General features: G+C 34.8%; 1 protein-coding gene. It reads left to right on the top strand.

Annotated elements, in window-relative coordinates; all coding sequences use genetic code 11:
- Positions 1-47: 47 nt before the first annotated feature.
- Positions 48-14,381 (top strand): T9SS type B sorting domain-containing protein, encoded by a 14,334-nt coding sequence (locus PBN93_RS06485; RefSeq protein WP_271081712.1) that lies wholly within the window; start codon positions 48-50, stop codon positions 14,379-14,381.
- Positions 14,382-14,387 lie beyond the last annotated feature (6 nt).

The raw sequence follows: 14,387 nt of genomic DNA, 5'->3' as shown, positions 1-14,387 counted from the left end.
AACTCAAACTAATTACTCACCAACAAACACTAAAAACATTCAACCTAATGAATAAGTTTTTAAAATCATTATTTATTATTCTTTTCTTAGCTTTATCTCATTCAGGATTTAGTCAAGTTAAAAACAATTTTGAACCCAGATATGACAATAGCATTCGTGGAGACTTAACTATAATAGCAAATAACATAGTTAACCGTGAGGGTGATGAAGGTTATTGGGAAAGAAGAATAGTAAGAGGAAGATGGAGATGGGTTTATGTATCAGATCCAAAGGTTGCTAATGACCCATACAACCAAACAGGAAGTAGCTCTACAGCAAATGATAATTGGACAATGCAATACATAGATATAGATGGTGACCCATCTACATTTAGCTCTAGTAGTGCAGAGTTAACAGTACCTGACGCTAGTTGTTCTAGAGTTAGGTATGCTGGTTTATATTGGTCTGCTGTTTATGGCGACTCTGATAGAAGTAATATTGGGAACATTAAGTTTAAAACTCCAGGAGGTAGCTATATAGATATCTCTGCAGACGACATTCTTTTTGATGGTTTTGGTGATTCTGATTTTGGATACTATAGTCCATATGCAAGTTATAAAGATATTACATCAATAGTAGCAGGCCTAGCAGACCCAAATGGAGAATATACAGTAGCAAATATAAGAGCTAGCCTTGGAGATGCACCAAGTGGCTCTGGTGGATATTCTGGTGGATGGACAATGGTTGTTGTTTATGAAAACCCAACTTATCCAGGTAAATACATTACTACTTTTGATGGCTATGCAGGTATAAAATCTGGAGAATCTGTAGATATTCCAGTATCTGGTTTTACAACATTACCAGCTCCTTTCCCAGTAAATGCAAGGCTAGGGGTTAGTACTTTAGAAGGAGATAACAGTTTAGGAGGAGATGGTTTATCTATAAAAGCAAGCGGAAGACCAACTTTTACTCCTTTAGGTACAGCAACGGGAAGCATAAATAGAAATAACAACTTTTTTGACAGTAATGTCACTTTTGAAAATAATATCGTAACTACTCGTAACCCCAACAGTATAAATACATTAGGATGGGATGCAGACCTTTTTACAATACCTAATACAGGTTGGTCTACCATCCCAAATGATGAAACTAGTGCTATATTAAGAGCTAGTTCTACACAAGATAAATACGATATTTTCTTTACATCTTTTGATGTAGAAATTATAGAACCACAAATGCACTTAGCCAAAAGGGTAGAGGACATTGGTGGCACAGATATTACGGGGCAAGGTGTAAATCTAGGTCAGGTTTTAGACTACGTTCTATCATTCCAAAATGTGGGTAATGATGATGCAGATAATTACACAATTAGAGATGTACTCCCTGTAAATGTAACATTAGATGAAACTAATATTACGATGCCTGCGGGTGTATCCTATACTTATGATCCTACTACAAGAACAGTATTGTTTACAATACCAAATAACCTAGTAGTACAAGGCGGACCTTTAGAGAGCATACGCATGCGTGTACGTGTAGCAGAAAATTGTTTTGATTTTATAGATGCTTGTTCAGATCTTATTCAAAACCTAGCCTATTCTACCTATAGAGGTGTAATAAATTCTAACGAAATTACAGATGATCCAAGTGTTACAGATTTTGATACTTGTGGATTTACAACACCTGGTGCAACAAACTTTTTATTAGACGATTTAGAAAGCTGTGACTATAATAGAAATGTAGAAATTTGTGGCGCAGATGCAGTTCTAGATTCTGGTGATGGTTTTGATGATTATGTTTGGTACAAAGACGAAAACGGAAACGGTGTTATAGACAGTGGAGATACTGTCTTAAACGACGGTAATCCAGATGGCGATTTAAGTACACTTGTTGTAGATGATATAGGAGTTTATATTGTAGATAAAATAATAGCAGATCCTTGTAAAGGTTTTCAAGAAGTTATAACTGTAACACGTTTTGGAACCACACAAACTAACCCTATAATAGATTTAATAAACGATACTTCTAACACCGTTGATGGTGAAGTAACTATTTGTCCTATTGATGGTGACCCATTACCAAAAATATTTTTATGTGGTTTAAATGATATAGAACCAATAAGCATTAATATTCCTGATGCTACAAGCATACAGTGGGAAAAATTAGATGAAGGTAGTTGCACGGCTTCAGTAGAAGATTGTGCTAATAAAAACGGAACCTGCACATGGAACCAAGTAGCAACAGGCCAAACATTTAATGCAGAAGACGAAGGACAATATAGAGTAGTAATTAACTATTTAAATGGTTGTTTTACAAGATTCTACTTTAATGTATTTAAAAACGATTTAGACCCTAGAGCAACAGTTGAAGATATTATTTGTACTACAGATGGTAGTATTAGTGTAACTAACGTACCAGCTAATTATAATTTTCAGTTATTAGATGCAGCTACAGGAAATATTCTTGTTCCTTACAGCGCAAATAACGGTCCTGTTTTTCCAATAACAAATAACGGAGCCTACACAGTAGAAATGCGTCAGCAAGGTGTTGTAGATGGTTGTGTTTTTAGATTAGAAGACATAGGGGTATTAAGAAGAGACTATGTAGTTAATATTACAACAAAAGATACAGATTGTAATGGTTTAGGAGAAATAAGAATATCTGCTGAAGACGTAGAACCACAGTACTATTTTTCAATATCACAAGGTGGTGTAGAGGTAGATACGTTTGGACCAACTAATGACAATGACCATACTTTTGAAGGTTTAAATGATGGTGTTTATGATGTAACCGTTAGTACAGATGATGGTTGTACATTAACTAGAGAAGTAACTATTAATGATGTATCAGACCTAGCAGGTTCTGCACTAACTACAAAGTCTATAGATTGTACAGACGGTACTATATCTGTAACAGCTACTGGTGGTATTGCTAATCCATCATATAGCTATGCAATATGGAGTAAAGATGGTGTAGATTTATATCCTTCTCCTTTTTCTTTAAGTGATATTCCTGCTAGTGCATACCAAACTACAAGCGATTTTAATTTTAGTGCTGCAGAGGCTGGTACTTATGAATTTATTGTTGTTGGTAGTAACAATTGTTATATAATTACTAATGAGGCTACAATAGACATAGCGCCTGCAATTACATACAATCCTAACATTACAGATGAAAGCTGTTTTGGTGCAGAAGATGGTAGTTATGATATTAATATAACAAACAGTAATGGTTATACGTTATCCTACAGTTTATTATATCCAGACGGAACAACAACAAGTATTAACAATTCTGGCAGTTTTTCATCATTACCGCAAGGAAATTACATACTTACCATAACACAAACCATAGGTGGTACATCATGTGATTTTGATGAACCTTTTACTATTGGTGGTCCTACAAATGGTGTTACAGGTGATGCTGTTTTAGTAGATGACTATACATGTTTACAAGAGGCAACAATACAAGCTCAAAATGTAGCTGGTGGTGCTGCTCCTTATGAGTATAGTATAGATGGTGTTAACTTTAACTCAGGTGTAGGTGCAGATACATTTGCAAACCTAACTAATGGTAGTTATACTATTACAATTAGAGATGCCAATATGTGTACGTTTGTAACAAATGAAATTGTTATAGATGCATTAAATCCACCAACAGATTTAGATTTTACAGCAACGGCTCCAAATTGTCCTACACAAACATCAAATGTTACAGTAACAGTTGCAAATGGTACTGCTCCTTATGTTTTTGACATTATTGCTCCAACAGCAATAACGGCTACAAGTACTACAGGAAACACAGCAACTTTTAATGGTTTAGCACCAAATACATATACTTTTAGAGTAACTGATGATAAAGGTTGTGAGTATGAAGAAAGTTTTACAATTAGACCTGTAAATCCTATAGTTGTAACAGGCAGATTAGTAAGTAATGTTTCTTGTTTTAATAATACAGATGGAGAAGCAGAATTTACTGTAACAGGTTTTAATTCTACATACAGTTATACAATAACAGGACCTACAACGGTACCAGCTGGTACAGCAGTAAATAATACATTAATTTCTTTAGGTAATTTAGATAATGGTACATACACAATAATTGTAACAGATACAGAAACAAATTGTACTGCAACCACAGATGTTACCATAAATGAACCAACTGCAGCTTTAACTTTAACTGTTAACGAATCACAACCTACATGTACAACAGATGGTAGTGTTGTTTTAACTGCTACGGGAGGCTGGGGTAGTAACAGTTTTACAATTACATACCCAGACGGTACAACTACATTTACAAATGGTACTGGTACGTTTAATAACCTAAACCAAACAGGTACTTTTAATGTAAGCGTAGAAGATGCTAATGGATGTATTGTTACTTCAAATTTTGACTTAGATCCTTCAGTAGCTCCTACTTTAGAAATTGTTCCAAATAACGATTGCTTTACAGCAGCTGCAGGACTAGAACTTACTGCAAACTTAATTGCAGGCGGAGATGGCTCTTATCAATATAGAATTAATGGAGGCGCTTATAACGCAAATAACGTGTTCTCTGGCTTAAATCCGGGTACGTATACTATAGATGTTATAGACGGAAATAACTGTACAGGAACAGCTTCTATTACAGTAAATCCAGAATTAACGGTTACTGCAACAGCAGATAATATTACAGCTTGTGCTACAGATGCCATAGTAACAATTACTCCTGCTGGTGGTAGCGGTGTAAACTATGTATATGCAATTGTTACTGATGGCGCTACTCCGGTTGCAACAGATTTTACAAATGTTAATCCTAGAACGGTAACAACTGGTGCTGGTGATTATGATGTGTATGTGCGTGATAATAACGGTACAGGAACTTTTTGTGAGGCTATGTACGATTTAAACATTGCTCAAGATCCTGCTTTAACAGTATCTACTACAAGCACAGACATTCTTTGTAGTGGTGAAGCACAATCTACCATAACAATAACTGCTGGTGGAGGAGAAGCTCCTTACCAATACAGTATAGATGGTGGTACTACGTATCAACCAACAAATACTTTTAATAACCTACCTGCAAATAGCTACAACATTGTAGTTAGGGATGCAAATAACTGTGAAATAACAGATACACATACCATAACAGAACCTTTTACTTTATCTGCTTCTGCAGCAGTAACAGCTTTATATGAGTGTAACCCAACAACTGGTGCTGAGGTTAGAATTACAAATGCACAAGGTGGTACACCTGCTTATGAATATAGTTTTGATGGTGGAGTTAACTATAGTACAAACCCAATATCTAACCTATTACCAGGTACGCATACATTATTTATTAGAGATGCTAATTTATGTACGTATGAAATGACAGTAACTGTTGATGAAGCTCCTGAAGCCCCTACATTTTCTCCTTCTATAGCTTATGATTGTGAGGGTCTTGGCGAAATTACAGTAACACCAAGTAGTACAGATTTTGATTATGTATACTCTATAAATGGTTCATTTAACACACCAGATAATACAAGTAATGTATTTACAGATGTAGCAGCTGGCACACATACAATTAGAGTAGATTATACTTCTAATGCAACTCCTACACCAAGTAATTTACTATCAGAAGATTTTGGCGTTGGTGCAAATACATCAATAACACAAATAGATCCTCTATACTGTTATGAACCACAAGATGGTACAGTAAGGCCTTGTGACCCAGGAGTACATACAAGAATTAATGATGGTGAATACTCGGTTACACAAGCAATAGCTTCACCATTTAGTACTTGGAGAAGTCCTAACGACCATACAGGTAATGCTAATGGAAGATTTTTAGCAATAAACGTTGGTGGTGTAGCTGGTGTTGGTGGTATTGTATATGCTAAAAGAGGTATAGAGGTTATACCAAATAGAGATATTACAATATCTACTTGGGCATACAACTTATTAAGAACCGGTGAAAGTGGTGGTGATCCAACAATAGAAATCCAATTAGTAGATGCTGGTGGTACAGTAATTAATAGTGTATCTACAGGTAATATTCCTAAAAACAATAATGCTAATGATTGGCACAATTATATAGTAACATTAAACCCTGGTGCCAACACAAACCTAGATATTGTTATACGCACAAATTCTGCTGTTGTTAATGGTAATGATATTGCTATAGATGATATACAAGCGTTTCAATTACCAGAAGTTTGTTCTTCTTCTGTAACTTTTGATGTTGTAGTTGAAGCAGGAAAAGCTTTTACAGCAAATATCACAAACCCAAAAAACATATCTTGTTTTGGTGGTAATGATGGTGAATTTGTTATTAATGCTGCAAATTTTGGCGCTGGCGGATTTGAATATTCTTTAGATGGTGGTACAACTTATGCTGGGCCTTTTACAACTTCGCAATCAGTAACTGGTTTAACTGCCCAAAACTATACTATTGAAGTTAGAGATGTTGATGATAATGCGTGTAGTATACCGTTAACACAAGAATTAACAGAACCAACAGCTATCACGGTAACTGCCTCTATCACCGATGAATTTACATGTAACAATACAGGTGCTACAATAACTGCTGTTGCAAATGGTGGTACACCAACGTATAACTATCAATTAGAAATATACAATACAGTAACAACAAGTTATACTGTTTTTAGAGCATATCAAACATCTGCAATATTTATAGATGTACCTGCAAATGCAGCTAATGAAAATTATATTGTAAGAGTACAGGATAATAATTTGTGTACAAATGCCATAACACCTGCAGTAACTGTTACTGCTCCAGAAGTACCAACTTTTACAGTAACTCCTACAGCGTGTTATTCTGGTGAAAACGATGGTGAAATACAAGTAGACGTTACGTCTATTCCTGGGAATGGAAACTTCCAGTTTAGTATTAACGGTCGTGCTTGGATTACACCAACTCCGGCAACTGCAACAAGCTATACTTTTACTAACCTAGCAAATGGTACATACACTATAGATGTAAAAGACGGTTATGGTTGTGTTGGCGTACAAGAAACAGTTGTATTGAATCCTGTAATTAATGCCGATATAGATGTTGTACACGTTAGTTCTTGTGCAGATGGAAGTATTACTGTTGATGCAACTGGTGGAGATGGTAATTTAGCTTATGCTTTTGTACCTACTGGAACTCCTGTAACAGCAGCAGATTTTAGTAATGTAAATAATTATAGTGTAGCCGCTATTGATGCTGGTGACTATGATGTTTATGTATGGGATAATAACGCAGCAGATCCACATTGTGAATATATGGAGACCGTTACAGTTAACCCTGCAACTCCATTAACTTATAATGCAGTACCTACAGATCCTACTTGCCACGACGGTACAGGAACTATAGCAATTACAGTTACATCTGGTATAGCGCCATACACATATCAAATTATAGATTTAGATAATGGTGGTGCATCTAATGAAACCACAACCAATGTAATAAACAATACTAAAACATTTTTTAATTTAGCACCTGGCAACTATACAATTAATGTTACGGATGCAAGCGGATGTACAATAGAAACAACTCCTGTATTAATTAATAATCCTGATGAGTTAGTAACAGATATAGAATCTATTTTGTCTGGTAATTGTGACCCTGCAACAGGCTTTAGATTCTTAAACTACACAACAACACTAAACGGAACATTAGAATTTAGTCATGATGGTGGTACTACTTGGCAAACATCTGATGAGTTTAATGCTCCTACATACACATTAACTTCTGGTGATGCTGTAGACCCTTCTATTAGAACGGTAGATGCTTCTGGTAATACATTATGTAGATTAGATTTACCTAGATATATTATATCATATCCATTAGATAATTTAGATATTACAATTTTACCAATTGTAGTAAATTGTAATGAGCTACAAGTAAGTGTACAAGGTAATCAAGGTACTGCACCTTATCAATATACGTATACAGACGATCCTGTTAATTTTGATGCAACTACACCTATTAATCCTTGGACTACTCCTGCAAAGGGACTATCAGATCCTCACACATTTACAGGTTTAATACCAGGTAGAACGTATGTTTTTTATGTAAGGGATGCTAATGGTTGTGTTAGACAAAGTGATGTTAATGTAAACGATATAATTACGTTACCATTAGAAATAACATCTACTTCTGTACCAGCTTGTTTTGGTATGACAAATGGTAGTATTACATATACAATTACAGATAATCAACTTCCATATGGTACAGAATACAGATGGGAAGTTTTTAATATGATTACAGGTACTCCTGTTTCTGTAGCAAATAGTGGAGGTAACATTCCTTTTTCTTCACCACAAACAGTTACAGTATCTGGTTTAGGAGCTGGAGAATATTTTATACAAGTTACCGAAAGAGATAGTGGAGTAGATAGTTGTATATCTGCATCAGAAAATCTATTGTTAGAAGAGTTAGATGATATTACAGCTACATTAAATAAAATACAAGATATTTCATGTGCTACACCTGGACTTATTGAAATACAAAACATTAATGGCGGTGGCGGTACTTATACTTTTACAGTAACTGGTCCTGCACCTTTTACAACTATTACAGGTACTACAGATAATCCTATAGAAATTCCTGCTAATTCACCTGCTGGTACTTATAACGTAACTATTCAAGATCAATATAGTTGTGCTAAAAATTTAGGAGATGTTATAATGACATTAACTCCTAACCCAACAATAGTTAGTATAGATGTAAACAATTGTGCTATACCAAATACTTTACGGGTAAATGCATCAAGTACAGCTACACAAATATTATACTCTATAGATGGTGGTTTAACTTATGTAGATAATGGAGGTTTGTTTACTAATCTTGCAGTTGGTACATACAACATTTCTATAAAAGATAGTAACGGCTGTGTAGCTACAGATAGTGCAACTATTTATCCAGTACTAGAGGCTAATGTTAGTCTTACTAAACTAATGGATTGTAATCCAGGTACTGCAGAAATTACAATTGAAGCTATAAATGGATCTGGAGATTACGATTATGAAATCACAAACGGTTTAGGAACTGTTATTGCTAGAACAGCATTGGCAACAAATCCTCTTGTAGCAACGGTAACAGTTGTAGATACTTATACTGTAATTGTTTATGATAATAATACAACTGGTCCTGAATGTTTTAGAAGATTTACAATAGAAGTTCCTGCAGCAGTAACCCCAATATTTACGCACACATTTACAGATATTACTTGTAATAGTGCAGAAGATGGTACTATAACTTTATACCAAACAGATAATGGAATAAACCCATTAACATTTACAATTACGCCTGCAGTTGTTGGGTCATTAAATCCTGCAACAAATACGTTTGAGAACCTTCCTCCAAATACGTATACAGTAACTGCCACTGGTACTAATGGTTGTACAACAGATATTACTAATATTGTAATTAGTGAACCTAATCCTATTGTAATTGTAAATGCAGATGTAGTAGAATTTGGTTGTACACCTACAAATGGTAACACAAATAGCAATGCTAGTATTACTATAGATAATACTGCTGCTAACATTACTGGTGGTAGCAATACTTATGTTATTTATGAATTTATAAATGATAATAACACGGTTGCAACTGGCGATGATACAGTTGTACAATCTGGCTCTAGTAATGTTTATATAGAAACCAATACTGCCGGAGGTTCTTATACTATTAACGTATATGATGATAAAGGCTGTGTTGGTACAATAGAGGCAGACATTGCTCCTTATGATGAATTATTAACAGCTACTGCTACCATTACAGGTGATATTACTTGTGATCCTGGTACAGATGGCGAAATAACTATATCTGTAACTTCTACTGCTAATGATACTTCTAAATTTGAGTATAGTATTGATAACGGAACAACGTGGCAAACTACTGTTTCTCATACTAATCCAGAAATATTTACTGGTTTAGGTGTTGGTACGCATAATTTCTTAATAAGACATGCAGATACTGGTTGTATTATAACAACATCAGAAACTATTACTAGTCCAGATGTATTAGAATTAGATGCAACTGTATTAAGCAATGTAATTTGTTTTGGTGGTAATGATGGTAGTGTTGAATTTAATTTACATGATGATGCTAATGTTACTTATGCTAATGGTGTGACATTTACCGTGTATGATGCTGTAACAAATAATGTTGTACAAGCTTTAGCCTCTGACTTAGATGGAAACTTTGTTGTTAATAGTTTAATAGCTGGTACATACTATATAGAAGTACAACAAACTCCAGATCCTAGATGTACGTATACACAAGCATTTACTATAACTGGTCCTAATGCTGCAATAACTGCTGCTACAGAAGTTACACCTGTAACTTGTATGGGTAATGACGGAGTTATAGAAGTTATTAATGCTGCTGGTGGTTGGGGAGACTATGTTTACTTTGTAGATGTAGCAACTAATCCTGCTCCTGTTTACCCAACAGATTATGTTTCTAATCCTAAATTTTCAGGTTTAGCTGGTGCTGCAGCTCCTGCTGGTACAGATTACCAAGTTTGGATTGCAGATAAAAATGGTTGTATTGTTCAATTAGCAGATGTTAATTTAGTAACACCAGATCCTATAACTGCAACTTTAAGGGTAAACCAAGAAAATTGTACAAACCTAGAAGGTGAAATTGAAGTAATTAATACTGTAGGTGGACAAGGAAGTAACTATACATACCAACTTATTAAAGATGGTACTGCAGTTGGTTCTCCACAAACTACTACAATATTCTCTGGTTTAGGTGCTGGTTCTTACACCGTATTAATTAACGATCAATGGTCTTGTGACTTTACAACACTTGCAACAGTATTGTATGAAGAAATAAATGTTTCTACTACTGTGGCTAAACCAATAGATTGTACAGTAGATCCAGGTGGACAAATTACAGTGAATGTAACAGGTGGTTCTACAAACTTAGAGTTTGTAGCTACATTACCAATAAGTGGTTCTACTATTACAAACACAACTGGTGTATTTACCGGCCTAACAGAAGTTGGTTTGTATAGCTTTGTTGTACGTGATTTAGACACAAGTGCACCAATATGTGAAAAAACAGTTACACAAGAATTGGTTGATAAGGTAGATCCTATTTTATTAGCTTCAACTATAGAAAATGTTAGTTGTTTTGGTTTATCAAATGGTAGTATTACTGCTAATTTAGATCCAGCAACAAATGTAGATCCTATCTATAACTATAATTTATATGATGCTACTGGAACAATTTTATTAGCCGGACCACAAACTAGTCCTACTTTTACAGGTTTAGCTGCTGCTTTTTACCAAGTAGAGGTAGTCTCTGCTAAAGAATGTGCAGTAATACAAACTGTTGAGGTTACTCAGCCTACAGAATTATTGATAAGTGCAGTTGCAACAGATTTTGCTTGTGCTCCTAATAATACAGTAAATACAGCAACAATTACAGTTACTATAGAAGACGGTGCTACAACACCTGGAACTCCTTCTGGTACTAGTCCGTATTTATATAGTATAGATAATGTAAACTTCCAAACAGGAAATACATTTACAGTTACAGATACAGGAGTAACACAAACAATAACAGTTTATGTTAAAGATAATAATAGTTGTCCGCAAACAACAACAGTAACAATAGAACCAATTAATAAATTTACAGCTGTAGTTACTAAAAATGCAGACATATCATGTGCTGGTCCAGAAGAGGTTACAATTACAGTAACAGATAATGGTGATGGTACAAATGTATACACGTATGAGTTATTACCTATTGGTAATACAAATGCTACGCAAACTGGTACACCTACTTACAATACTGCAACTTTTGAATTAACAGCAATTGGTGGTTATGTATTTAGAATTACCGATACAAATACAGGTTGTTATGTAGATACAGATGTATATGACATTGCACCTTATGACTTAATTAAAGTTTCGGCTAGAGCGTCATCTCCTGTAACTTGTTTTGGAGATACAAACGGAGAAATAGAAGTAACGGTAACAGACGCTACAGCACCATTTACTTATTCAGTTTTAAATGCTGATGGTACTTTAACAGGCATTAATGGCAACGCTACAGCAAATACATTTACGATACCAGGTTTATCTGGAGGTAATTATTATGTAGCAGTAACAGAAGATAATGCTCCTTTCTGTACAGAAGATTCTAATGTTATAACAATAGCATCGCCAGATATGGCACTAACAGCAACCATAACACAAAATGCTGCAGTAACTTGTGATGATAATGCTGGTGAAGTAACTGTAAACCCAACAGGTGGTTACGCACCTTATGACATTGTTTTAAGAAACAATACTACTGCTGTAGAAACCACATTTACAGATGTAAATTCTGCTAGCTATGTAGGCTTAAGTGCTGGTACATACACAGTAACAATAACAGATGACAGTGGTTGTATATATACCAATAATATAACATTAAACCCTGCAATACCAATTACTGCAGATATTACACCACTTACACAAATGTTAACTTGTTTTGGTGATAGCAATGGTAGCGTAAGTGCAATAAATGTATTAAATGGTGAAGGTGTTTATACCTACCAGTTAAATGTTTATGATAATGCTGGTATTACATTATTATACTCTAGTACACCACAAGCAAACCCAATGTTTAATAACCTAGGAGCTGGTGTTTATACAATAACAGTTGCAGATGGATGGAACTGTGATGTAGAAACCGTACAAGCCGTTATAACAGAGCCTACAGATATCACTGGTTCTCTTGTTCAAGTATCTCAATTAACGTGCGTAGATCCAGCAGAGATAAGATTAACAGCTACTGGTGGTACTGCTCCGTATGAGTTTAGTGTAGATGGTATAAGCTTTACTCCAATGAGCGGAGGTGATACACATACATTTACAGTAATAGAAGGTGTGTACCAATACTACATAAGAGATAATTTTAACTGTGGTAATATTCTTAGTAATAAAGTAACTATTGATGCTGTACCACCATTACAAATAGTATTAGATGAAACCGCCGCGGTAATAAACTGTAACGGAGAATCTACAGCTAGTATAAATGCAACTGCTATAGGTGGTTTAGGTAATTATAATTATGAATTGTTAGACAATCCAACTAGTACAAGTCCGTTACAAGGACCACAAACTAGTGGTGTATTCAGAAATTTAGGAATTGGCACTTATTATATTAGAGCAACATCAGATGGTGGTTGTGAAAATGTGTCTAGAGCTATTACAATAATAGAACCTGCCCCATTAGTAGTAGAAAACGAAGAATTTACAGATGTGCTTTGTTTTGGAGAAGAAAATGGTACTATAACTGTTGAGGTTAGTGGTGGTACTGGAGAAATTAAATATTCTATAACACCAAATTTAGACCAGTTTGATACTAAAAATGTATTTACAGATTTAGCACCTGGCGTTTATGATGTAATTGCACAAGATGAAAACGGATGTTTTACCACTTTTAATTTTACAATTAGTGAACCTAGTGCAATACAATTAAGTACAACAACTACTGGCGAAACTTGTACTGGTAATGAAGATGGTATGGCTACAGTTACAATAACTGGTGGTACTGCGCCTTACAGCACAAGTTTAGATTCTAATGATCCTGCAGATTATGTGCTAGACAGAGTAGATTTTACAGGTTTAACTTCTGGTACACACGTAATATTAGTTAAAGATGCAAATGGATGTGATGCTAATATTGTAATAGATATAGCACCAGGTGTAAATTTAAAAGCCACAGCAACACCTATTTATGAGTGTAGTACAGATACTCCAACAAATTATTTAGACGTTGTTTTAGAAGACAACACAATAACAGACGTATTATACGGTTTAGATACTACAGATCCTGGAGCAATGCAATTAACACCAGACTTTACAAATATGTCTGCTGGTAATCATTATTTACACATATTGCATGCAAACGGATGTTCTGAAACTATTGACTTTACTGTAGCAGATTTTGAACCGTTAACTCTTGTATTAGAGAATAGAAATATTAACGAAATAACGGCAATTGCTGCAGGTGGTAACCCAAAATATACTTTCTATCTGGAAGGAAACAATAATGGGGAAGACAATACGTTCAGAATACGTAAGACTGATACTTATACCGTAGTTGTTGTAGACGAAAATGGTTGTGAAGCTACTCAAGATATATTTATTGAGTTCATCGATATAGAAATCCCAAATTTCTTTACACCTAACGGTGATGATGTAAACAACACATGGAAGCCTAAAAACACAGAAGGGTTCCCTAATATACTAACTATTATATATGATAGATATGGTAGAGAATTATATAGAATGGGAGCAGATGACAAAGGCTGGGACGGAACTTATGATAATAAGGAACTACCATCTGGAGATTACTGGTATACTATTAAGCTTAAAGATGAAGTAGATGACAGAGAATTTGTTGGACACTTTACATTGTACAGATAAAAAATA

The sequence above is a fragment of the Cellulophaga omnivescoria genome (genome assembly GCF_027915275.1).
Lineage (GTDB): Bacteria > Bacteroidota > Bacteroidia > Flavobacteriales > Flavobacteriaceae > Cellulophaga > Cellulophaga omnivescoria.
The sequence above is the reverse complement of the archived record's forward strand: the minus strand, read 5'-3'. Positions and strand labels throughout refer to the sequence as shown.